The sequence below is a fragment of the Paenibacillus oryzisoli genome (genome assembly GCF_001653565.1).
Classification (GTDB): Bacteria; Bacillota; Bacilli; order Paenibacillales; family NBRC-103111; genus Paenibacillus_E; species Paenibacillus_E oryzisoli.
Genome location: NZ_LYPB01000076.1, coordinates 111,628 through 134,389 on the forward strand (window position 1 = coordinate 111,628; position 22,762 = coordinate 134,389).

A 22,762-nucleotide genomic window follows, 5' to 3' on the forward strand; every position below is an offset into this window, starting at 1 on the left:
CAGAACCAGAACCAGAACCAGAACCAGAACCAGAACCAGAACCAGAACCCCACCCCCGAACCTCCAACCTGAACCCGGATCCCGCCCCCAAAAAAAAAATGAAACAAAAGAGCTAAACGCAATCACGACGCTTAGCTCCTCTGTATAGAAATATTGGGTAATTACGTCTTACCTCACCTGTTTAGGTGTATGAAACTTTACTTGATTGGCTTCAATATCCTGAGCGGCCTGATTGAGTTGCTCGAACGTCTGTTGGATTTGCTGACCAAATTGTTCGTTTGCAAATTCGGCTAGTTGCCTTTGTGCTTGCGTAACTTGTTGATCTGCTTGAACAAGTGCCGCTTGAGCGGATTGAATCGCATGAGGGTTGGCTTCGGTTATGGCGACTTGCAGCTTATGCTGGGCGTCTTGTGCTTGTAGAATGGCGTGATCAGCGGCATCGATGGCATGCTGAACTGGCTGTTGATGCTGATTGGTTCCTGTCATGGGAAACCTCCTTAAGGTTCGTAAAGAGAAGGGAGTAGCAATGAAAAGCGACTTTACTACATTGCACCAATCGTGGGGAAATGATGCGGATTCGGGAAATGAAATTATTTCCTGGGTAAGCGCAAAAAGTGAGCGTTATCATGCGAATTCGACATAAATTGTCAGACAATTTTGAATAAATTAACTATTCTTATGAAAGTTCTTTTATTACACATGTTTCCAAAATAAAAGTGGACAAATTAACTTATTATTCTTAAGCTAAGGAAGATAACTATTTTTTGGCATTAGAGACTAAAAACATCTTCACGGGGGATGACAAATGAACAAAATCAAAGGTTTTTATTTGTTAGCGGCATTAACGATTGCAATTACGGGCTGTGGTAAAGCCAAATCGACAACGTCCAACACATCTTCTTTTACACCTACGTTAGAGGTGGCTTACGTTGTGAAAGATGATGCTGTCACTTTAAGTTTTACGACCGATCTGAAGATATCGAAGGAACACTATGATCAACAACGTGTCGAAGGCGAAGGTCATATTCATATATCGCTAGACAAAGGTGATAAGATTGTTGTTACGGAGAAGCAGAAAGTATTGGATCATTTGAGTAAAGGAACACATGAAGTGAAGATCTCCTTACATAACAATGACCACACGCCTTATGATGTAAGTAAAACAGTCACGTTCGATGTGAAGTAGGTGTGGTAATGGCTTTTCGTCAAAAGAAAATAAGCTTACAGAAACGGATTGTTTTCCTCGTCACAGCTGTAACGGCTGGCATGATTTCGACAATGATGGTGTTCGATACATTTAGCCTCAATCAATCGATTCGCGAAGCCTATGTGAGTCAAATCAGCGGGATGACGATTGCTATTAACGGGCGTTACGAAGAATCGAGATCAATCGCAGATATCCAGCAGATATTCGATTACATTCAATATAAGAATGCTCGTGTTCTGGATATGAAACTGTATGACAAGCAAGGGAAAGTGTTAGCCTCCTCGAACCGTCAAGAAGTTGGGACAATTCTGAATGCAGCAAGAGTTGTGATCCCCAAACAAGACAATACGATTGTAGATCGTGTCCCTATGGCTGAAAATGATAGGCCGATCGTTCGATTAACGGCACCCCTGCAAGAAGACGGCTCGGTTGTCGGGGCGGTTGAAGTTATTTTCGACTCATCGGAAGAAGAACTGCTGCTCAAACATAGAACAAAGCTGATTTTGTTCGTCGGACTTAGTATTGCGATTATACTTTCAATTTTATTATGGTTAATTCTAAGAGTTATTGTTATCCGGCCACTAAGCCGGTTGCGTGAAGCGGCTGTTATTGTGAAGCAAGGTGGAGAACTGCCTAAATTGCAGTTCAAAGCTTCGCCTGAAATTGCTGAAGTTTCAGAAGCCTTCAATGATATGGTCAGTAACTTGGATGATCGCTATCATGAGTTGCAGCAAGCCTTGACTACCTTGCAGGTTACACAAGATCAGCTTGTACATTCAGAGAAAATGGGAGCTCTAGGTAGTTTAGTTGCAGGCGTGTCGCATGAAATCAACACCCCGATTGGGATTGGCGTAACGGCTATAAGCTACTTGGATCAGAAAGCGAAACAATTTCAGGCACTGTATGAAGCGGGGAAAATGAAGAAATCCGATTTGGAGCAATTTCTATCGGTGTCCCATGAGAGTATTGCGATGGTCCAATCTAATTTGGAGCGAGCTTCTTCTTTAGTTAAAAGTTTCAAACAAATCTCAGTGGATCAAAGTGTAGAGATCAAACGAACGTTTCTATTTAAAGAATATGTGGAAGGGATTATCGCGAGTCTGAAGCCTGTGCTCAAGAAAACATATATTAAAATAGACGTTCAATGCGATGATCAACTGCAATTGTATACATACCCTGGTGCCCTATCTCAAATTATTACGAATCTCGTTATGAATTCTCTGAATCACGCTTACGATACGGATGACGATGACGGATGTTTATGTATCCGAGTTCTAGACAATCCCGATCATGTCATGCTTGCCTACTCAGACGATGGGAAAGGGATGTCTGAGGAAGTGTTGGATCATATATTTGATCCATTCTTTACAACCAGCCGTGGACAAGGTGGGACAGGCTTAGGGATGAATATTGTATATAACCTTGTGACAGATTCGTTAAATGGTACGATTCAATGTTCAAGTGTACAAGGACAGGGCAGTTTATTTGTAATTACAATCCCCAAAGAGGAGGAAGCTGAGATATGACAAATGAAGTGGAGTCTGTCGATCAGGATGAGCTTCTTTTTGCCGCTGAGGAAGATAACGTTGCAGCAGCAAATCTAAGGACTGTGGAACACGACCCGTGGATCGTACTAATTGTCGATGATGAGAAGCAAATACATCAAGTAACGAAAATGGTGTTACAAGATCTAGAATTTGCTGGTCGCAAACTGGAGTTTCATAGTGCTTATTCTGCTTTGGAAGCGAAACAACTTCTGAAACAGCAGCCGCAAACGGCTCTTATATTATTAGATGTTGTTATGGAAAATGAAGACGCTGGACTGCATGTCGTCAAGTTCATTCGGGAAGAACTGAATAACCAAGCTGTACGTATTATTTTGCGGACGGGCCAGCCGGGACAAGCTCCTGAACGAACGGTTATCATGGATTATGACATTAATGATTATAAAGAAAAGACGGAGTTAACATCGCAGAAATTGTTTACTACGGTAGTCACGGCACTGCGCTCGTTTCGAGATATCAAAACGATTGAGAAAAGTAGAATTGGCCTAGAAGAAATTATTAAGTCTTCGGCGACCTTGTTTGAATTACAGTCCATGAAGAAATTTGCGTCTGGCGTTCTAACCCAAATGACCTCCATCGTAAATTTACATAAGAATGCGATACATTTCAGTTTTGCAGTCACGAAGGGAATCGAGGACATCTATATTCTTGCAGCTAGCGGCGATTATGCGCAAAATCAAGATGCAAGAGCACGCGATGTGGTTCCTGCCGATGTGCTTGAGGAAATTGAAGCAGCTTTCCATACTCGCAAAAGCAGCTTTGCTGCGGATCGTTTCATCATCTACTTCCAGAGTAAGATGGGCATGGAGAACGTCATATATATAAACGGGTTCAATGCCCTTAGTGAATGGGAGCATTATTTGATTGATATTTATTGTGCGAACGTTTCAGTAGCTTTCGAGAATATTTATTTAAACAATGAGCTCGAGAGTACGCAGCAGGAAATCATTTATACAATGGGCGAGATCACAGAAACCCGCTCACAGGAAACAGGTCATCACGTTAAGCGAGTTGCCGAGTATTCACGCCTACTGGCTCTGAAATACGGCTTGTCTGAGCAGGAAGCTGAAACGATTCGGCTGGCAACGCCGATGCACGATGTAGGCAAAGTTGGGATCCCAGATGCCATCCTCAATAAACCGGGTTCCTTATCCCAAGAAGAATTCGATATCATGAAAACACATTCTAACTTAGGCTACGAAATGCTTAAGCATTCGAATAAAAAGGTGCTGCACGCCGCGGCGATTATCGCTCATCAGCATCATGAGCGATATGATGGGACGGGTTATCCACAAGGGCTAAGTGGGGAAAACATTCACTTGTATGGTCGGATAACAGCCCTAGCTGATGTATTTGATGCGCTGTGTAGTGATCGCGTATATAAGAAAGCATGGGAATTAGATCGCGTTTTGGATTTATTGAAATCTGAACGTGGCAAGCATTTTGACCCTGTCATTGTTGATCTCTTTCTAAGCAATCTGGATGAGTTTATGGTTATCAAGGAATTGTACAAAGAAAATCGTTAATAACCTTAATGATTTCGATTAATTGGCATAAGATAAGGATCTCCTTCTCATACTACGGTTGAGATGATGGAGGTGAAAGGAATGCCAAAAGTAAATCGACCTGATAAAAAAAATAACCAACAAAACGCTGCTCACTTTACCGAAGAGGCAGAGACTCTAAAGAAGCAGAATGCGGCTGAGTTTCCTCCTAGCCTAAATAACATTAGTAAAAACAAATCATAATTATTTCAAAGCTTGTCAACCCTTGTTCTTCGGAGCAGGGGTTTTTGGTAATTATATGAAGATAAATGGGGATTGAGTTTCAGAAAGTTGACGTACACGTTATATTTCGGCAAAAATACGGTTGAACGGTCATTTTCCCTAATTTGACTGAGGAAGTAGGATGAAATCTTCGTCTTCGTCTCATTTTCGAAGAAGGAAGCCCGTTTCTTTTAATTTACAATTCCTGTATGCTAGAAAGGGGCTTGAGACAGACAGAAAGAAGGTGTCACCATGGAAGAGATTGGACTCGTACTGGAAGGCGGAGGTATGCGAGGGGTATACACCGCGGGAGTCTTGGAATACTTTATGGAGCAGAATTTATATTTCCCCTATGTGGTGGGTGTTTCAGCAGGCGCATGCAATGCGGTTTCTTACATTTCTAAACAACCTGGGCGGAATAAGAAAGTCACGATTGACTATGTTGCGGATCACCGTTACTTAAGCTATCGCAATTTATTGCGCAGTAAAAGCATATTTGGTATGGATTTCATTTTTAATGAGCTGCCGAACAGGCTTGTGCCATTCGACTATGACACGTTCTATGCCTCTTCACAGCAATTTGCAATAGGTACAACAGACGCACATACAGGGGAACCGATTTATTTCACGAAACATCAGCTTCAGCAGCAAACAATGCCTATCGTACAAGCTTCAAGTTCGTTGCCGTTTGTAGCTACGCCGATTCATTTTGAAGGTAGAACCTTATTTGATGGCGGATTGGTCGATCCGATTCCTGTTCAGAAATCAGTTGCTGACGGTAATAAGAAGCATATCATTGTATTAACTAAGGAGCTAGGCTACCGTAAACGGCCGTTCAAGCAGCGCTGGTTGGCGAAGAGCTTTTATCCGAAATATAACGGCTTAGTGAATGTGCTTGTGAATCGCAGTGAAATTTATAATAACACCCTAGAAACAATCGAACGTATGGAAGCAGATGGCAGTGCGATCATTATTCGACCTTCAACCAAAGTTGAAGTTGGACGTATGGAGAAGGACCCGCGTAAGCTCGAGAAATTGCATGAACTTGGCTACGAAGATGCGAAGAAGATGGGATCGCAATTAAAGGATTGGTTACTTCATTAGAGGGTGTATACGCGGTGAGCAAAGGTAAACTGAAAGCGACAGTCTTGTTAAACATACGTTTCCTTTACCTCGCTTCGGTGTAACTTGGCAGTTGAGTTTCAAGTAATAGTTTATCCTTTTCCAAATAAATAGACTCGTAATGAATACCACTTTCCGATCATGGAAGGTGGTTTTTTTTGTGTTATATAATATAACGCGTAATTCATCATTCTAGTGCTTTTAACCAATGGAAACCTTATATAATTGGTTTTTCCTACTAACGACATCCATAAATCCATGTAATATAATAAGAAACAACAGAGAAACAGATAAATTATGTTATAAAATATAACACGAATGAAGAGGTGTCGGATGGAGACCAACTTGGAATCAGTTCCTGATGTGCTTTTACTAGAAGCTACGAAATTGGTCAAACGCTTCGGAGAGTTAGTTGCGAGCAATGAGGTCGATCTTCAGGTTATGACAGGGGAAGTGCATGCCATTCTAGGTGAAAATGGGGCTGGAAAGAGTACCTTAATGAAAATGATTTCTGGTGTGTACGAGGTAGACGAAGGGACGATCAAATGGCTTGGTGAAGACGTTAAACTTCATCCGCCAGCGAAAGCGAAGTCTCAGGGCATCGGCATGGTTTACCAGGATTTTCGCCTTGTACCCGCGCTAAGCGTACTTGAGAACATTGCTTTGGCTATTACGGAGAAGGGTATCTTTATGAATCACACGAAAATACGTCAGCAAATTATTGATGTATCAGCACGCTATGGTATTTCAGTAGATCCCGATGCATGGGTGTGGCAGCTGGACTTAGGGGAACGACAACGTGTTGAAATTCTCAAAGTGCTGTTGATGAAAGGAACGCGGCTGATTATTTTTGATGAACCAACAAGTGTATTGACACCAGTTGAGGTGGATGCGTTCTTGCAAATGTTGGATCGCTTACGTAAGGATCAATACGCGGTTTTATTAATCACTCATAAAATTAATGAGGTTATGACCATTGCAGATCGCGTGACGGTTCTTCGTCAGGGATCTGTGCATTTTACAGCAACCAGAGCAGCGAACTTTACAGGTGATCAGCTTGTGGCCAGTATGATGGGGACGAAACAGCTTGTGGAGCTTGAACAGCGGACACCGTTCATAGCCGATGATCAGAAGCTAGACCCTGCGTTGCTTGCACATCAAATGACGATTCAAGATGATCATGGTCAGATGATCGTGGATGGGATGGATATGTCAATTGCGAAAGGAAAGATTGTAGGTATTGCCGGCATTTCTGGAAACGGTCAAAAGGAACTGATTGAGGCACTTTTTGGTCTGAGAGCCCCCACTTCAGGCTCAATCATGGTAAACGGCATTATTCTTACGCATGCACCTGTCAAGGCATATCTCGATGCAGGTATTGCCCTAGTTTCTGAAGATCCGTTGACGGATTCCGTCATTAGCGGATTTACCATTCTAGAGCATATGGTTCTTGCAGGGCTTCCAATGAAACCTAGGGGCTTGGGCATGGACTGGTCGTACATTCGTGCTCAACTGCAAGGGAGAAAAGAAGTGCAAGTACTAGGACTTGCAGATCCTTCGAGGCGGGCTGACCGGTTATCGGGAGGGAACGTGCAACGAATGATCTTGTCCAGAGCGCTTTTGAAGGAGCCTAGCATTCTTCTGGTTAGCTATCCTAGTCGCGGGTTAGATATAGGGACAACACGTTCGATTCAGAATATGCTGATTGAGCTTGCGGATAGTGGAGCTGCGATACTGCTGATTTCGGAAGATCTAGGGGAACTATTTGCACTTTCGGATGAGCTGCTCGTGTTATCCAATGCGAAGATGCATGGGCCGTTTATACCTTCGGAAACCGATGCCTATACGATAGGTCAAATCATGTTGAAGGGGGAGACGGCATGAGTGTGATTTTGCCGCTGAAACAACGATCCTTAAAGGTGAAATGGGGAGTTATTCTTACTCCAACCTTGGTCGTCATTGCACCGCTTTTAGCTTTTGCGATATTTCTGCTTGCTTCAGGTGTTAACCCCATCATGCTGTACGGTACAATGCTTCGTTCGACATTCGGCGATATGTATGGGTTTGGGGAAGTGGTAATCAAAGCCACGCCATTCATTCTAACAGCTCTCGCAGCAGCTCTGCCAGCGAAAGCAGGAATGATCAATGTAGGAGGTGAGGGACAGTTAGCCATAGGCGCACTCACTGTTACCGCGGTTGGCGTGTACCTACTGCCTTCCGTTCCTGGGTGGATTGGCGTCCCTATCCTCGTCATCGTTGGCGCGCTAGGCGGTGCATGTTGGGCTGCGATTGCGGCTGTGGGCAAAGTAAAAGGTAAAATGAATGAAACGATTACAACGTTGCTGTTGAATTATGTGGCTTACTTCACGATTGGTTTCTTCGTGCATAGTCTCCTCAAGGACCCTGCCTCTTTCAATTGGCCATTCTCCAAAGAACTTGCAGGTCAACTTCGTTTATTGACGTTCTCAAGCTCCAGCCGCGTTCATTTTGGCATCGGTATCGCATTCATTCTAGCAGCTGTTGTATGGTTCCTCATTACCCATACCCGGTTAGGGTTCCGAATTCGTGTCGTCGGTGGTAATGTTCTGGCGGCAAGGCGTGCCGGGTTGCAAGATACGAGCATCCAATTCTGGGTTTTGATCGCTGCAGGCGCTTTGGCCGGTATTGCAGGAATGATTGAAATAACTGGGATTGAAGGACGTCTTCGCCCGACCACGGGTGTGAATTACGGCTATCTAGGCTTCTTGGCCTCATGGATGGCTTGGAATCACCCGTTATGGCTGGTTGCCACTTCATTTATCATCGGAATGATTAGTGTTGCTGGCAATTCGCTTGAAATGAATAGTGGACTGCCAGCCTCCTCCGTGCAGATCCTTATGGCCTTTGTCCTATTCGCTATTCTGGCTGTAGGCAGGAGGAAGCAAGCATGAATGTAGTGGATATTGGAACTGGAGCTATTCGAGCAGGAACATCTGTGCTTTATGCGAGCTTAGGCGAATTGATTGCGGAGCGAGCTGGTGTCGTGAACCTTGGAACGGAGGGGTCAATGTTAGGCGGTGCTTTGGGTGCTTTTGCAGTAACCGTATGGAGCGGGAATCCGTGGCTGGGAGCACTAGCAGGTGGACTCTTTGGAGCTGCTCTTGCCCTTATTCACGCCTTTCTGGTTATTTCCCGCAAAGCAAATGCGTTGGCTAGCGGTTTGACTGTCATGTTCTTCGCTATCGGTTTAACCTCCTTCTTGGGGAGGGGCTTCGTGAACAAACAAATCAATGGTTTCGAGCCTATTGCGATTCCGTTTCTATCCAAGATCCCGTTCGTAGGACCGCTCCTATTCCAGCATGATGGGTTAACTTACATCTCGATAATCCTCGTACCTACACTTTGGTATCTCATTTTTAAAACTAGGATCGGTGTTATTCTTCGAGCCACTGGTGAGAGGGAGGAAGTCGTCTACACCTATGGTTTCTCACCAAAGTTAATCCGGTATTGTGCTGTGATGGCAGGGGGCTTTCTTGCAGGGATAGGAGGTGCGCAGCTGTCTACAGCCTACACGCATACCTGGGTTGAGAATATGACCCAAGGAAAGGGAATCGTAGCCGTTGCCCTTGTAATCTTCGCGGCATGGAGGCCAGCCAAAGCGCTGTTGGGAGCCTATTTATTTGGTGGAGCGCAAGCGTTGCAGCTCGTTATTCAACAACAGGGCTATGATATTTCTCCATTTTTGTTATTCATGACACCTTATGTGATAACGTTGCTGGCGTTGTATTTGGTTGCCCGTAAGCAGCGAAGTCAGATGCCAGAAGGTTTGTCCAAAGTATTCACAGGTGCTGGGGGTGGTTGAGCAGCAAGAGTGGCGGGGGCAGGAACAAGTTCCAATAGATAAAAAAATAGAATAGTGGAGGTCTTTAACCATGCGATTATTTGGAAAAAAGTGGGGAATCATGGCTAGTTCACTTGTTGTATCATTGACCCTTGCGGCCTGTAGTTCAACTTCCTCTCCTGCTTCAACAGCAGTGAGCGGGGGAGCGGCAGGTACAGGCGGGAAGGCTGTTGGTTTTATCTTCGTTGGTGCGAAAGATGATTATGGATATAACCAAGCGGCCTATATTGGCAGCCAAGGTGTAGAGAAAGCTTTTCCGGATTTAAAGGTGCTGCGCAGTGAAAATGTCCCCGAAACGGCAGAGGCCGAGCGCGTAATGGAAGAGATGATACGGAACGGAGCGAAAATTATTTTTCCAACCTCGTATGGTCATTTAGATCCGGCTTTGAATGTAGCGAAGCGGCATCCAGACGTGCTGTTCTATCATCAGGGTGGTTTGAAAACAGCTGCTAACCTAGGAACTTACTTTGGGACGATCTGGGAGCCTGTCTATTTAGCAGGGATTGCGGCTGGCAAAATGTCCAAAACCGGCAAGTTGGGCTATATCGTTTCGGTGCCGATTCCTCAGGTATTGCTGAACGTTAACGCCTTTGAGCTCGGTGCGAAATCGGTTAATCCAAGTGCCACCACGACTGTCGTATTCACGGGTAGCTGGTGTGATCCCGCACAGCAAGCGAATGCAGCGAACAGTATGATCGATCAAGGCATTGATGTGTTGTCGCAGCATCAGGATTGTACCAAAACGGTCATTGAAACCGCGGAAAGACGCGGTGCGCTCTCCGTCGGTTATCATGCAGAAGCCTCTGTTCTAGCACCCAAAGGTTGGATTACAGGCTCGATATGGAATTGGTCCGATCTCTATGTGGATATGGTGAAAACAGGTATAGCAGGTACGTTTAAAGGGAGTAAATATGATGGGAAATATCGCGGACAACTCAAAGATAACGTCGTTCAGCTGACCCCTTACGGAAGTGCGGTGCCTGAAGATGTGAAGAAGCTCGTGGACAAAGGCAAAGCGGATCTTGTTGCTGGCACGCTGAATCCATTCAGTGGACCTATTAAAGATCAGAAGGGCGTAGTCAAAATTGAAGCGGGTGCCAAGCTTGAACTTGATAAACTCGAAGCGACGGACTATTTCGTCGAAGGTGTTATTGGCAGTATTCCTAAATAAACAAATCTCTAGAAATTTATGACTAAGGAGTCGATCCCATGAATATTGAAGCCGTACCGTACGCATGGCCCTATGATAATGAGCTGATTCCAGCCCAAATGGCCCTCCTTATCATTGATATGCAGATTGATTTCTGCGGGAAAGGCGGCTATGTGGATCGTATGGGGTACGATCTTTCTTTGACAGCTCGGACGATTGGACCGATCAAAAGGCTGCTAGCTGAAGTACGTGCTATACCTGGTTTCACAGTTATTCATACGAGAGAGGGTCATCGACCTGATCTCTCGGATTTGCCGGCGAATAAGCGCTGGCGAAGCAAGCAAATTGGCGCGGAAATCGGCTCGTCGGGACCTGCAGGAAGAATCCTCATTCGGGGTGAACCTGGGTGGCAAATCATTGATGAGCTTGCTCCTATGGACGGCGAGGTGATCATTGATAAACCGGGCAAAGGGAGCTTCTATGCGACGGATTTGGATTTGATTCTGCGAACCAAAGGTATAACGCACCTAATTTTAACGGGTATTACGACGGATGTGTGTGTACATACGACGATGCGGGATGCGAATGATCGAGGATACGAATGTTTGCTAGTCTCGGATTGCACAGGAGCAACAGACCCTGGGAACCATGAGGCGGCTTTGAAAATGATTACGATGCAAGGCGGCGTATTTGGCGCTGTTGCGCATTCGGAGCAGTTGATAGATGTTTTGAAGAGGCTGTAAGTTGTGTAGATGAATAACGCTAACTGCTCATAGCTAGTTAAATAGAGAAAAAGATAAAAATAATGATGCAACTACGAATGGAGGATATCAATGTTATCACAAGAAACAACGGTTTTACGAGGTGAACCATTGCCATGGACACCGATTGCAGCGCACCCAGAGCTCTATCATCGGGAAATTATGGATGCGGAGATGGCAGATGCTTTAGGCGTCAGAGTTAGCTCCATCTTATGGGAGCGGATTGGTGTAGGCGGTCAAGTGCTGCCTCACTACCATGATGTCGTGGAAGTGATCCATATCACAGTCGGGAAGGTGAAACTGCTGTGTAACGGAGAGTGGGTCAGCTATCAGGCGGGGGATACATTCCATGTTCCAGCGCTAACCATTCATTCTGTAGCCAATGACGATACGCAACCAACGGAGCAAATCAGCATCTTCCTACCCGCAGATGCGAATGTGCCGAGCAATAGCTTTTTTCAAACCTACTTGGTGGATGCCACGGTATATGGTCATCCAACAGTCGCCGAAGCGAAACCGAATGTCTGAGAATGTGAATCTTCCAGCTAAACCATTCTCCTTCCAATGCGACAAGCGCACGACTGCGCTTGTCGTTATTGACATGCAGAATGACTTTTGCTCACCGGGCGGGTTCGGTGAGCTGCTGGGCAATGATATTTCCCAGACACGGGCCATCATCCCGAAGCTGCAGCAGGTGCTGGCAGCTTGTCGCCAACATGGCGTGCTGGTCGTACACACCCGAGAGGGGCATCAGCCCGACCTCTCGGATTGTCCGCCGACGAAGCTGCGGCGCAGCCAGCTTCAAGGAGCAGGCATCGGCGACACGGGGCCGATGGGACGTATCCTCGTGCGCGGCGAGCGCGGGCACGAGATTGTCAGTGAGCTCGCGCCCGCCGAGGGCGAGCTCGTCATTGACAAGTCCGGTAAAGGGGCCTTTTACCGGACGGAACTTGATGCGCTGCTGCAGGCAAGGGGCATCGCATCGCTTGTGCTGACGGGCGTGACCACGCACGTCTGTGTACATACGACGCTTCGCGAAGCGAACGATCGCGGGTATGAGTGTCTCGTCCTGGAGGACGGGACAGCGGCTTTTGATCCCGCGGACCAAGAGGCCGCGATCCGTATGGTGCACCAGCAAGGCGGTATTTTCGGCTGGGTTGGTTGGGCTGATGATTGGATCGTGGCCCTTGAATCAAAGTAAAGGAGGCGGATAAGGATGAGTGCGCAGCAAGCGGGACATGGGTTGGTTTGCCGAGATTTGCTTAGTATGCCGCATCTGGCTGGCGCTAAAGTACTTGCGGGGCATCTTGGCTTACACACGGCGGTTATTCGTGTCAATGTCATGGAAGTTCCTGATGTGATTGACTGGGTCATGCCAGGCGAATTTCTGATCTCAACGGGGTATCCGTTTCGTGATGACCCGAGCGCTTTCGCAGATTTAATTCCTCAACTTGTGGAGAAAGGTGTCGCAGCTTTAGGTATTAAAACTAAACGATTTCTAGATGTCATTCCACCACACGTTCTCGAAGTGGCCGAGCGATACCAATTTCCTATCATTGAATTGCCGCCAAGTACAGTTTTCTCGGAAGTCGTGCGTGAAGTCATGGAACGTGTTCTCGTGCATGAAGCTGCCCAGTTGGCGCTCTTGCAGCAGCGATTCCAGCGATTTTCAGAGCTCCTTTTGGAAGGAAAAGGATTAGAAGAATTGTTAGGACATGTGGAAGTGGAACTTGCGAACCCGATTTTGTTGCTTAGCTCCGTAGGTAAACTTCATGTATCTCTTTCAACTGCGCAGCTAATACAGGAAATGGGTTTGAATAAGCGATCGACGCTGGAACAGCTGCAGCAAATTGGCAAGCAAGGTATGTATTCACTCATGATCGGAGAGCGAGAAGTAAAGATAACTGTAACGAAGATTAAAGAACAGTTAGGTGCAGAATCCTTCCTTTTGCTGCTGGAATGGAACCAGAAATTATCTCCGATTGACACCCTGACATTAGAACGGGTAGGGGTGCTGATTCATTTAGAGATGATGAATATTTACGCAAGGCGAGAAGTAGAAGCGAAATATATAGATCAGTTTCTACAAGACTGGCTCGTTGGCCGTATAGGTACGCGAAGGGATTTGGATATACGTGCGGAAGCATGCGGATGCCCAATTGATCATCAGGGCAATTTCCATGTTGTTCTCGTTCGATGGCTGTCGGCTGCTCCAAACGCGCTCCAACTCAAGCGAATCGTACAACAATTGCGTCAGCAAGAATCGCTGCGGAGCCGTGATTTGCTATACTCGATCATCGATGATCGATTAGTTGTGCTATTAAACTCAGAGATAAGCCTACAGGATAAAGAGCTTAAACAGCGTTTAAGAGCAGCACTGCAAGAAGTGCACAGCACACATTCTCCTTTTGCGTTCTCTTTTTGCTTAGGGAAAATGGTAACATCCGCTGAGGAAGTGAATGAAAGTTATCTACAAGCTTCTAATGTGTATACGATTAGTCATATTTGCGGCATGGCGCAAGAGTGGATTAGTTACGATGATTTGGGGATTTATAAAATCTTGTACCTGCTCCCGCAGGGGCGTGAGTTAACGAAGTTTCGAGAGGAGTGGATTGCTCCTCTAGAAACGTATGATTGGAAGCATCAAAGCTCGTTGATTCATACGCTCTTGACGTATTTTGAACAACATGAAAACGTCCGTAAAACGGCGCAAAAGTTATATACGCATCACAATACGGTTATTTATAGGTTAGAACGGGTGAAAGAACTGCTTGGTGTGGATTTGCAAGATGCAGACGATCGGTTACAATTGCAAATTGCCTTGAAGCTTTATGCCATGGACAATGACATTTTGCTCAGTGATAGGGAAGGATTCAGTATCCAAAAGGTATAGGTTAACTATTCGCTTCAATTAATTATGTACCGTTTTCCTGCGAAACAGATAAAGAATAAAAAGTAAGGGAATATATCCATAGATAAAATAAAATCCAATTTCAGCCACATGTTTTCCTAACCAGTTAATTCTAATGCGATCATGAACGGGTAGCGAGGCCGCATAGAGTGCTATCAATATGAATATGAGTGAGTAGGTTGGTTTGAGCGTGGTGACTCTTTTCATAATTCGGGTACAACTCCAAATGGAGAGACAAAGCGTTGGAATGATAATAAAGAGCCAAACACTAATGAAAATGAATTCAACTCTTGCAACTAGAGAGAACTCAATGACTTTTATCATCACCAAAGTTGGCCAATAGGTGTGCAATAATAGTCCTTGGCTATAATACATGAGCGTGACTATGGTTAATACGGCATATTTAAGCGTACTCATACCGACAGCGGTTTGCGCCCACTTCAAGCTTTTGTCAGGAAATTTTAGAAAAGGGAAATAGATCAGTAACGTTTCGAATCCCATAAACATGATGCCTTGGTATTTAATTGAGGTGAATAACTCTTTACTACTATGCTTGAAAATGGGCAATAGATTATTGATATGTCCGTATTTGATATTAAAATACATAAGTAGTGGTAATAACGATGAGAAAATAACACCGAAAAAACAATAGCCAGCCAAAACTCGAAATCCACCAGAAACGATGTAATAGACGATGAATAGCAGGATAAGGGCCAAAATCCAAGTTCGAAGTGTTGGAAACATCCAAACCTGGAGGATTTCAATATAGCTGCGAAACAACGTAAGTGCCATAATGAAATAGTATCCGACCATCACGAGTGAAACCGCATTTCCTACGTATTTACCAAGTAAGATGCGGTGTAAATCTATGACATCTCTGGCTGGGTTCCCAAGCATCTTAAATATCATCCAGATGATGGCGTGCAAACTAATTCCCGTAACAAGAACGGATATCCAAGTATCGTTTCCGGCAGTTTCAAAAATGAAATGTTGAAAACTTAATACACCAACCCCCACTAGAGAACCATAGATGAGGAAAAATATAAAGAAACCGGAAATCATGTGATTTTCCTTCACTGCATTTTGCACTAATGTCCCACCCCTAGAAATTGGATGTTGATCTCGGTTTGTATTTTAAATTTCAATCTTGGGTACATGTGATCATAAAAATCGTTCTCATTCCAATTCCTCTGATGACTTTCTGTAAGATGTCCGAATCCAATCGGATCTACCCGATTTTTTTGAAAGTTCTCTAGTAGGAGTTTCAGTTCGCTTGTTAAGTGTTTCTCGAATTGCTTTTTCAAATCATGCATATCGTTATTGTTCTCGAATACGTTTAAAGCTGTTGGATAATCTCGAAGTTCAATATTGAGTTTAACCGAGATCATGGCCGTGTCACTTTGCACACTCACTTTTCGTTGCGAGTTTATTATTTTAAAAGAAATTCGTTTGTTTTGATCATCGATGAAGTTGTATGTGCTTGTCATAGCGTTGGTTTTATCATCTTTAAGCAGCTTAATTAGTAATCCTTCTTTACTTGATATCTTAAGTTTTAATTTATCTTGATGAAATACACCTACACCATCCATTTGTAGAATGCCTTTGGGGCTAATAAATAGGATAGGCAAATAAACATCTTGACCATCTCCAAAGTACTGATCTAGAAATAAATGAGCATTGGTAATAGGGGTGTTTCCACTCAACATGTTTTGTTTTATGAGATCGGATAGATAACTAGGTGGATATTTTAAAGTTTCAGATAAAACTTCGCTTGCGTGATCATTCGTAAGAACGATGACAGCGTTATTACTCATAAGGGGATCTCGAATGACGGTACTTGCCAGATTTGAAATGCCATTTATTGCCATGTCGTCACTCATCACGATTGTCCGTAATTGACCGATGGCAATCGGATAATCCGATTGGGCAGTAAATAGGGTTAGCACTTCATTAAATGATTTTGCTTCTCCATTGAGCAGCGATAGACCGACTTTATTGTTATAAGCGTAGTACGTACCACTCACCTTAAACGTATCCTCTTGCAAGTCAAAGCCGATACTCTGAATGAGTTTAATCCGATCGACAATTTGAACTTTTGCACACCCAGATAGGACGAAACATAAGAAGAGAATGAGATATTTATACATGTATGCTAGTTCCTAACTTCTGATTTATTCGTTATTGTAATCATCGCTAATATCGTTAGTTTTGTTAACCTTAAATCGTTTGGCCGAAAGAGGTCGTATATACCCTGGACGGTTAGTCGTTATGTTGAGGGAGGAACGAATAAAGCTATCTCTGTAGTCGTGAGAACGAAATGGGAATACAGGAACGAGATAGGGGGTACCTAAGGATCTTAAGCGCAATAAATGGCCCAGAAGAAGCACCAACCCAATTATCACACCTAACCCTCCCCAAGCTGCAGCTAGGCACATGAAAGGGAATCTCAGAAATCGTATCGTGTTCGCCATTTTGAAGATGGGTGTGGCAAAGGAGGACAATGCTGAAAGCGATACGATGATAATTAAAATAGTACTGGTAAGACCTGCTTGCACGGCTGCTTCACCAAGTACGATACCACCTACAATCCCTAGCGTCTGTCCGACTTTGGTTGGTAATCTAGCCCCAGCTTCTCTTAGCAATTCGACCGTCAATTCCAACAGCAAGACTTCAAAGATCGGTGCGAAGGGGACGTTAGCTCTAGATTCAATAATTGGAGCTAGAAGTGATTGTGGGATAACGGAATAATGAAAAGTTAACACCGCAACATAGACGGGAGAAGCAAGGATGGAAAAGGCAACTCCGAAATATCGTATGCATCGGAAAAAGGAGCCTAAGACCCAGGGCAAGTAATAATCTTCTGGTGAAATGAAGAAATCGAACACAGTGGTAGGTCCAGAGATGACATAAGGAGAACCATTGCTTAAAAGTGCCACTTGGCCATTTAAGAGGTTGAATTTGGTCCTGTCCACGCGTTCGGAAGACATAAATAAGGGAAAGGGTGAATTTGCGTTATCGGTTATGATTTGGTCAATAATAGAACTATCGAATATCACATCGAAATCCAGATCCAAAAGTCTCTGTCTGACCGTATGGACATGCTGAGGGTTGCAAATATCTTCGATGTATACAATCATAACTCTAGTTTGCGATAGTGAGCCTAAGGTATGTTCTTCAAAAAGCAACTTGTCGGATATAATCTCTTTGCGGAGTAGATTGAGGTTCGTATCTATATCTTCGACAAAGCCAACTTTGGGGCCGATTACGCTATATTCATTATCCGCTTCGTTATTACTGCGATAGCCCAATTTAAGATCTGCAAGATGGACTAGAAGCCCTTCATTTAAGTCGGATTCCAACTGAATAAACAGGGAACCTTTGATCAAACATTGTGTAACTTCCTCCAAATTCGATGATACGCTGATCTTCTCTAGTGGAATAAGTTGTTGTAACACAGATAGATTCGTAATTTCTGTTGTTGAGATTTGAAGACGGTGTAAGACTTCTTGTTGGAGTCGATTCTGGTCAACAATAGCATTGCAATACGTGAAATAAATACGTTTACCGTGGATCAAATGAACAGATTGTATCAAATCATGGGATTTAATGGTATCCTTCAAAATAGTGTGTATATGTTGTGGAATTATGAGCATCTCCTCACCATAAAGTACTTCGCCCTTATTATGCTTCTGAATATGGAAAGTATACCCAAAGGGCGGTAAATAGGGATAACTTGCTTATTTATTTAACTAGGGTTATAGTAATGTAAATTGAATAGTAACCATCCGGGAGCTTGAGTAGTCAGGCTGAGAGTGCGGGATATACCGCTGACCGTTCGATCTGATCTAGATAATGCTAGTGCAGAGAATGATTGTACACGACACAAGTGTATGAATGTCAACGTATACGCCGCGAGAGACCATTGGTCCTTAGCGGCTTTTTAGTTTTCTATTAACTCCTGGGGTAATGCCAGCGTAGAATTTGATAGAATTGCACTGGCGCTCCCGGATAACGGGGGCTTTTTCGCATGGTTACATCAAGATCCACAGAGAAGGGGTAGAAGAAGATGAAATGGAACAAAATTGCACCATTGTTGTTAGTTAGCTTTACTGTAGTAATGGCAGGTTGCGGCAACGACACAGGAAAGTCAGTTCAACCGACAGAAGGAAGTAAAAAGCTAACTGACGTAAAGGTTGTCCTAGATTGGACGCCGAATACGAACCACACGGGGTTGTATGTCGCGAAAGATCAAGGATTTTTTGAGCAAGAGGGCTTGAATGTGCAAATTATTGCCCCTGGTGAAAGTGGAGCGGATACGATGATCGCTTCTGGCGCAGCAGAGTTTGGTGTGAGTTATCAAGAGAGCATCACGCAAGGCCGTATTCAAGGCGTACCGTTAGTCTCGATTGCAGCAGTTATTCAACATAATACATCTGGTTTTGCTTCACCGGTTGCGAAGAACATCAAATCACCGAAGGACTTCGAGAACAAATCGTATGGCGGTTGGGGCGCCCCTTCTGAAAGTGCTATGATTGAATCCCTGATGCAATCAGAGAAAGCGGATGCGACAAAGGTGAAAATGGTTAATATCGGTGACGCGGATTATTTTACAGCGGTCAAACGCGATATTGACTTTGCATGGATTTACTATGCTTGGACGGGTGTAGATGCGGAACTGCGTGGTGAGCCGATGAACATGATTTATTTGAACAAATATTCAGATAAACTGGATTATTATACACCCGTATTGGCGACAAATGAGAAGATGATCTCATCGAAGCCAGAAATCGTGAAGGCATTCGTTGCAGCCGCGGCCAAAGGGTATCAATTTGCCATTTCCAAACCTGAAGATGCGGCCAACATATTGATTAAGGCTGTTCCAGATCTAGATCCTAAGCTTGTCGTTGCTAGTCAAAAGTGGTTAAGCCCACGTTATCAGGATGATGCGACACGTTGGGGTGAGCAAAAGAAATCCGTGTGGGAGAACTACGCCACGTGGATGTTGGATCACAAGCTACTAGAGAAAAAGCTGGATGTGGATGCGGCATTTACGAATTCATTTTTACCTGAAAGCAAGAAATAATTCCTAACTCGAAGAGGAGATTGTCAATCATGGCTAATGCACTTGTAAGTATTCAAATTATACCGAAAACAGTAAATGGCGAAGACGTCATTCCCTATGTAGATCGAGCAATTGAAGTGATTGCAAAGTCTGGTGTTAAATATTTCGTTTCGCCTCTGGAAACGACGATGGAAGGTGAGTTGGATCAACTCCTTCTCATTATTCAAGATATGAATACGGCCATGATTGACATGGGCAGCCCGAAAGTCATTTCGCAAGTGAAAATTTATTTCAATCCGTCAGGTGCTTCAATGGACAAATTAACGGAGAAGTACAGATAATGAACATCCGTCGCTGGATTCAAGCAGGATGGCCGCCACTTGTGGTAGTCATCCTTCTGTTGTTTATTTGGCAGTTGGCTGTCTCTTGGGCAGGAACCGCAGATTGGCTGCTTCCAAGTCCGCTGAAAATATGGCGAGACGGTACCACAGATATGTCGCGCGTGTGGATGCATATGTGGGCTACCGTGCGTTTGATGTGCATGGGTTTTAGTATCGGAGCTATTGGCGGTGTTCTAGTTGCCAGCTTACTGCATAGGCTTCCTTTCGTTAAGGCCGGTTTCTATCCGCTGCTGATCTTATCTCAAAATATCCCAGTTATCGCACTGGGACCGCTGTTAATTATTTTATTTGGTTTTGGCCTATTACCTAAGCTTATATTGATCTCACTTGTCTGTTTCTTCCCTGTGACGATGTCGACGTTAGATGGCTTCATGCAGACCGATCGCAGCATGTATAATTACATGCAAATGATTGGTGCATCGAAACGCCAAATTTTCTATAAATTAGAGCTGCCTCATGCTTTGCCATTTCTATTTACGGGGCTCAAAATATCCGCTACTTATAGTGTGATGGGGGCAGTTATTGCTGAATGGCTAGGCGGAAATGTGGGTCTTGGCTATTATATGATCTTACAAAAATCAGCCTTCCGTGCGGATCGGGAATTTGTGGCAATCGGGATCATCGTGATTCTGAGTCTACTCTTTTTCTGGCTCATAGCTGGGCTTGAGAAGCTCATCATTCGTTGGAACGTCAAACGTTCCTCGTAGGAGAGGAAGGCTGTAACTATGAGCAAATTAAAGCTTACAGGGATTCACCATATGTTTCCGAATAAAAAAGGGCAAGTCTCCGTGCTTGCAGATATCCATCTTCATGTCGAGCAAGGTGAGTTCGTGTCCATCATTGGCCCCTCTGGCAGTGGTAAGAGCACTTTATTTCATATCATAGGTGGACTCGTTCAGCCGACTTCGGGTGAAGTGTGGCTGGATAACGAGCAGGTAACAGGGAAAAAAGGGCTTATTTCTTACATGCCGCAGCAACCGGCATTGTTTCCATGGCGCTCTATTGAAGAAAATGTAGCACTAGGTCAGGAAGTAGCCGGCGAGTCGCGCACTGCGGCGATCGCCAAAGCTAGAGAATGGCTGCCTAAAGTTGGACTGGGAGGTTATGAACGAGAATTTCCACATGTCCTGTCAGGTGGGATGCAGCAACGTGTTTCGTTCTTACGCGCCTTGTTAAGTCCGCAGGAGCTTATGTGTTTAGATGAGCCTTTCGGCTCATTAGATGCGTTAACAAGACTTGATATGCAGGCGTGGCTTCTTAACATTTGGGAGCACAATAAACGCTCCATCTTATTTGTCACTCATAGTATCGAGGAGGCACTATTCTTGTCTGATCGTATCTATGTACTCTCCAATAAGCCTGCAAGCATCTTGGAAGAGTTGAAAGTACCATGGGCAAGACCTCGTCAGGAAGCTGTCATGCAAGAATCGGCGTTTATTGCACTAAGACAGCATATACAAGGACTACTGCGACGGGAGAAAACAAACAATGTCAGCTATTGATGCGCATATTCATCTCGATATGTACGACGAAACGTCAGCGAAATTGATACTAGCAGAAATGAAAGCCTCGCAGGTGCTGGCCTTAATCGCGGTATCCCGTCATCTAGATTCCTGTAAAATAACGAATCATTTGAAGTCGCTTGCTCCAGATCGTATATTTGCTGCTTACGGATTTCATCCAGAGCAGGAATTGCCCACGACAGATCAGTTGGAGGCTTTAATTGATTGGATGCATGAGCACATAGATGACATGATCGCAGTTGGTGAAATAGGACTTCCATATTACACACGCCACGAAGTAGAAGCGGCGGGACAATCGTTTGACGTAACATCTTATATTAGGCTGCTGGAGCGTTTCTTGCAGCTTGCTGCCCAGTGGGATAAGCCAGTTGTCCTGCATGCCGTATACGAGGATGCGGATATCGCTTGTGCATTACTAGCCAAATACGGAATTAAGAGGGCGCATTTCCATTGGTTTAAAGGATCTAATGAAACCGTAGAGCGTATGATAGGCGCAGGTTATTATATCTCTATCACGCCAGATGTTCTCTATGAAGAAGAAATTAGAACATTAGTTCGTAATTATCCTTTGGAGCTCATGATGGTAGAAACAGATGGACCTTGGCCATTTGAAGGACCGTTCGCAGGTGAGGAGACACATCCGCGTATGATTCACGCAGTCATTGAACAAATCGCTGAACTGAAGGGGAAAAGCGTGCAAGATACGGCTGCTATTCTATTCCAAAACACCAATCACTTCTACAATCTGCCTGGTGAACTTAAATAAATCCAACTGGACAAGTGTTCGTATAGGATCTATAATGAAATAGAACACATGTTCGATATTTGGATGAGGTGAAGGAATATCATGACAAATCGTTGCGGTTGGGTCAACGAAGACCCTTTATATCAAGATTACCATGACCATGAATGGGGAGTTCCCGTGCATGATGACCGCGTCTTGTTTGAGATGCTGAATTTGGAAGGTGCTCAAGCTGGGTTAAGTTGGTATACGATTTTGAAGAAGCGAGAAAGCTATAGGGAAGCGTTCGATGGTTTTGACCCGCACGTAATTGTGAATTATGATGAGGCGAAGCTGCAGGAATTGCTCTTGAATCCTGGCATCGTGCGTAATCGTTTGAAAATAGCTTCCGTCGTCCAGAATGCCAAAGCCTTTCTTAAGGTGCAAGGCGAGTTCGGCACATTTGATTCGTACATTTGGAGCTTCGTAGGTGGCAAAACCATCAAGAATAACTGGGAAGACAGTCGTCAGTTGCCTGCCAAAACGGATATCTCTGATCGTATGAGTAAGGATTTAAAGAAGCGTGGGTTCAAATTCGTCGGTTCGACGATTTGTTATGCTTATATGCAGGCTGTAGGTATGGTGAATGATCACACGCAAACTTGTTTCTGTTATCAAAGGGACTAGCATGAG

The 22,762-nt window shown here is 44.3% G+C and carries 23 protein-coding genes and 1 riboswitch; of the genes, 19 read left to right on the forward strand and 4 right to left on the reverse strand.

The annotated features are described in order from the left end of the window. Positions 1-168: 168 nt before the first annotated feature. Positions 169-486, reverse strand: coding sequence for a hypothetical protein (locus tag A8708_RS21580; RefSeq protein WP_068667252.1), 318 nt, complete (start codon positions 484-486; stop codon positions 169-171). 319 nt (positions 487-805) lie between these two features. On the opposite strand from A8708_RS21580, the gene A8708_RS21585 reads away from it, so the two are divergent. From A8708_RS21585 to A8708_RS21640, 13 genes are all read left to right on the forward strand, one after another. Further along, positions 806-1,186, forward strand: coding sequence for a hypothetical protein (locus A8708_RS21585; RefSeq protein ID WP_068667254.1), 381 nt, complete (start codon positions 806-808; stop codon positions 1,184-1,186). 8 nt (positions 1,187-1,194) lie between these two features. Continuing rightward, positions 1,195-2,733, forward strand: coding sequence for a sensor histidine kinase (locus tag A8708_RS21590; protein ID WP_068667256.1), 1,539 nt, complete (start codon positions 1,195-1,197; stop codon positions 2,731-2,733). Next, entirely contained in the window at positions 2,730-4,298 is a 1,569-nt protein-coding gene (locus A8708_RS21595; RefSeq protein WP_068667258.1) for a DUF3369 domain-containing protein, read from the forward strand. The genes A8708_RS21590 and A8708_RS21595 overlap by 4 nt, the downstream gene beginning before the upstream one ends. Positions 4,299-4,379: 81 nt before the next feature. Beyond that, positions 4,380-4,520 (forward strand): hypothetical protein, encoded by a 141-nt coding sequence (locus tag A8708_RS35910; RefSeq protein ID WP_167355910.1) that lies wholly within the window; start codon positions 4,380-4,382, stop codon positions 4,518-4,520. Between the two features lie 270 nt (positions 4,521-4,790). Continuing rightward, entirely contained in the window at positions 4,791-5,642 is an 852-nt protein-coding gene (locus tag A8708_RS21600) for a patatin-like phospholipase family protein (RefSeq protein WP_068667260.1), read from the forward strand. 351 nt (positions 5,643-5,993) lie between these two features. Further along, the gene (locus A8708_RS21605; RefSeq protein ID WP_167355911.1) at positions 5,994-7,544 is read left to right on the forward strand and encodes an ABC transporter ATP-binding protein; all 1,551 of its coding nucleotides are present in this window, start codon (positions 5,994-5,996) and stop codon (positions 7,542-7,544) included. Further along, positions 7,541-8,590: an ABC transporter permease gene (locus tag A8708_RS21610; RefSeq protein ID WP_082927687.1), complete on the forward strand. Its 1,050-nt coding sequence runs from the start codon at positions 7,541-7,543 to the stop codon at positions 8,588-8,590. The genes A8708_RS21605 and A8708_RS21610 overlap by 4 nt, the downstream gene beginning before the upstream one ends. Further along, positions 8,587-9,501: an ABC transporter permease gene (locus A8708_RS21615; RefSeq protein WP_068667264.1), complete on the forward strand. Its 915-nt coding sequence runs from the start codon at positions 8,587-8,589 to the stop codon at positions 9,499-9,501. The genes A8708_RS21610 and A8708_RS21615 overlap by 4 nt, the downstream gene beginning before the upstream one ends. A gap of 70 nt (positions 9,502-9,571) precedes the next feature. After that, entirely contained in the window at positions 9,572-10,711 is a 1,140-nt protein-coding gene (locus tag A8708_RS21620; protein WP_068667266.1) for a BMP family ABC transporter substrate-binding protein, read from the forward strand. 38 nt (positions 10,712-10,749) lie between these two features. Then, positions 10,750-11,433: a biuret amidohydrolase gene (gene biuH, locus A8708_RS21625; RefSeq protein WP_068667268.1), complete on the forward strand. Its 684-nt coding sequence runs from the start codon at positions 10,750-10,752 to the stop codon at positions 11,431-11,433. A gap of 90 nt (positions 11,434-11,523) precedes the next feature. After that, positions 11,524-11,979, forward strand: a complete 456-nt coding sequence (locus A8708_RS21630) for a cupin domain-containing protein (protein ID WP_068667270.1) — start codon at positions 11,524-11,526, stop codon at positions 11,977-11,979. Continuing rightward, positions 11,972-12,652: a cysteine hydrolase family protein gene (locus A8708_RS21635; RefSeq protein ID WP_068667272.1), complete on the forward strand. Its 681-nt coding sequence runs from the start codon at positions 11,972-11,974 to the stop codon at positions 12,650-12,652. Before A8708_RS21630 ends, A8708_RS21635 begins: the two co-directional genes overlap by 8 nt. Before the next feature lie 15 nt (positions 12,653-12,667). Beyond that, the gene (locus tag A8708_RS21640) at positions 12,668-14,344 is read left to right on the forward strand and encodes a PucR family transcriptional regulator (RefSeq protein ID WP_082927688.1); all 1,677 of its coding nucleotides are present in this window, start codon (positions 12,668-12,670) and stop codon (positions 14,342-14,344) included. Between the two features lie 18 nt (positions 14,345-14,362). Here A8708_RS21640 and A8708_RS21645 read toward each other — a convergent pair whose 3' ends face one another. Genes A8708_RS21645 through A8708_RS21655 form a run of 3 tightly spaced genes read right to left on the reverse strand, consistent with a single transcriptional unit; the run spans position 14,363 to position 17,982 of the window. Continuing rightward, complete coding sequence (locus tag A8708_RS21645) at positions 14,363-15,451, reverse strand: GerAB/ArcD/ProY family transporter (RefSeq protein ID WP_068667277.1); 1,089 nt, start codon at positions 15,449-15,451, stop codon at positions 14,363-14,365. Then, entirely contained in the window at positions 15,451-16,509 is a 1,059-nt protein-coding gene (locus A8708_RS21650; protein ID WP_068667279.1) for a Ger(x)C family spore germination protein, read from the reverse strand. Before A8708_RS21650 ends, A8708_RS21645 begins: the two co-directional genes overlap by 1 nt. Positions 16,510-16,533: 24 nt before the next feature. After that, a complete protein-coding gene (locus A8708_RS21655) occupies positions 16,534-17,982 on the reverse strand; it encodes a spore germination protein (RefSeq protein WP_239696789.1) in 1,449 nt (482 codons plus the stop codon). 155 nt (positions 17,983-18,137) lie between these two features. Further along, a riboswitch (TPP riboswitch) is annotated at positions 18,138-18,246 on the forward strand. A gap of 182 nt (positions 18,247-18,428) precedes the next feature. Here A8708_RS21655 and A8708_RS21660 point away from each other — a divergent pair. The 6 genes from A8708_RS21660 to A8708_RS21685 all read left to right on the forward strand — a co-directional run bounded on the left by A8708_RS21660 (position 18,429) and on the right by A8708_RS21685 (position 22,756). Beyond that, positions 18,429-19,445 carry an ABC transporter substrate-binding protein gene (locus tag A8708_RS21660; protein ID WP_068667282.1) on the forward strand — a complete coding sequence of 339 codons (1,017 nt, stop codon included), beginning with the start codon at positions 18,429-18,431 and terminating at the stop codon, positions 19,443-19,445. Between the two features lie 29 nt (positions 19,446-19,474). Next, a complete protein-coding gene (locus A8708_RS21665) occupies positions 19,475-19,765 on the forward strand; it encodes a thiamine-binding protein (RefSeq protein WP_068667284.1) in 291 nt (96 codons plus the stop codon). Next, on the forward strand, positions 19,765-20,532 hold the full coding sequence (locus tag A8708_RS21670; RefSeq protein ID WP_068667286.1) for an ABC transporter permease: 768 nt from the start codon (positions 19,765-19,767) through the stop codon (positions 20,530-20,532). Before A8708_RS21665 ends, A8708_RS21670 begins: the two co-directional genes overlap by 1 nt. Positions 20,533-20,550: 18 nt before the next feature. Continuing rightward, complete coding sequence (locus tag A8708_RS21675) at positions 20,551-21,327, forward strand: ABC transporter ATP-binding protein (RefSeq protein ID WP_068667288.1); 777 nt, start codon at positions 20,551-20,553, stop codon at positions 21,325-21,327. Next, complete coding sequence (locus A8708_RS21680) at positions 21,314-22,114, forward strand: TatD family hydrolase (protein WP_068667290.1); 801 nt, start codon at positions 21,314-21,316, stop codon at positions 22,112-22,114. Before A8708_RS21675 ends, A8708_RS21680 begins: the two co-directional genes overlap by 14 nt. An 81-nt stretch (positions 22,115-22,195) precedes the next feature. Then, complete coding sequence (locus tag A8708_RS21685; RefSeq protein ID WP_068667291.1) at positions 22,196-22,756, forward strand: DNA-3-methyladenine glycosylase I; 561 nt, start codon at positions 22,196-22,198, stop codon at positions 22,754-22,756. Positions 22,757-22,762 lie beyond the last annotated feature (6 nt).

Coding starts and splice junctions, on each gene's coding strand:
- A8708_RS21580 (WP_068667252.1), bottom strand. CDS start 486: ATGACAGGAACCAATCAGCATCAACAGCCAGTTCAGCATGCCATCGAT.
- A8708_RS21585 (WP_068667254.1), top strand. CDS start 806: ATGAACAAAATCAAAGGTTTTTATTTGTTAGCGGCATTAACGATTGCA.
- A8708_RS21590 (WP_068667256.1), top strand. CDS start 1,195: ATGGCTTTTCGTCAAAAGAAAATAAGCTTACAGAAACGGATTGTTTTC.
- A8708_RS21595 (WP_068667258.1), top strand. CDS start 2,730: ATGACAAATGAAGTGGAGTCTGTCGATCAGGATGAGCTTCTTTTTGCC.
- A8708_RS35910 (WP_167355910.1), top strand. CDS start 4,380: ATGCCAAAAGTAAATCGACCTGATAAAAAAAATAACCAACAAAACGCT.
- A8708_RS21600 (WP_068667260.1), top strand. CDS start 4,791: ATGGAAGAGATTGGACTCGTACTGGAAGGCGGAGGTATGCGAGGGGTA.
- A8708_RS21605 (WP_167355911.1), top strand. CDS start 5,994: ATGGAGACCAACTTGGAATCAGTTCCTGATGTGCTTTTACTAGAAGCT.
- A8708_RS21610 (WP_082927687.1), top strand. CDS start 7,541: ATGAGTGTGATTTTGCCGCTGAAACAACGATCCTTAAAGGTGAAATGG.
- A8708_RS21615 (WP_068667264.1), top strand. CDS start 8,587: ATGAATGTAGTGGATATTGGAACTGGAGCTATTCGAGCAGGAACATCT.
- A8708_RS21620 (WP_068667266.1), top strand. CDS start 9,572: ATGCGATTATTTGGAAAAAAGTGGGGAATCATGGCTAGTTCACTTGTT.
- biuH (WP_068667268.1), top strand. CDS start 10,750: ATGAATATTGAAGCCGTACCGTACGCATGGCCCTATGATAATGAGCTG.
- A8708_RS21630 (WP_068667270.1), top strand. CDS start 11,524: ATGTTATCACAAGAAACAACGGTTTTACGAGGTGAACCATTGCCATGG.
- A8708_RS21635 (WP_068667272.1), top strand. CDS start 11,972: ATGTCTGAGAATGTGAATCTTCCAGCTAAACCATTCTCCTTCCAATGC.
- A8708_RS21640 (WP_082927688.1), top strand. CDS start 12,668: ATGAGTGCGCAGCAAGCGGGACATGGGTTGGTTTGCCGAGATTTGCTT.
- A8708_RS21650 (WP_068667279.1), bottom strand. CDS start 16,509: ATGTATAAATATCTCATTCTCTTCTTATGTTTCGTCCTATCTGGGTGT.
- A8708_RS21660 (WP_068667282.1), top strand. CDS start 18,429: ATGAAATGGAACAAAATTGCACCATTGTTGTTAGTTAGCTTTACTGTA.
- A8708_RS21665 (WP_068667284.1), top strand. CDS start 19,475: ATGGCTAATGCACTTGTAAGTATTCAAATTATACCGAAAACAGTAAAT.
- A8708_RS21670 (WP_068667286.1), top strand. CDS start 19,765: ATGAACATCCGTCGCTGGATTCAAGCAGGATGGCCGCCACTTGTGGTA.
- A8708_RS21675 (WP_068667288.1), top strand. CDS start 20,551: ATGAGCAAATTAAAGCTTACAGGGATTCACCATATGTTTCCGAATAAA.
- A8708_RS21680 (WP_068667290.1), top strand. CDS start 21,314: ATGTCAGCTATTGATGCGCATATTCATCTCGATATGTACGACGAAACG.
- A8708_RS21685 (WP_068667291.1), top strand. CDS start 22,196: ATGACAAATCGTTGCGGTTGGGTCAACGAAGACCCTTTATATCAAGAT.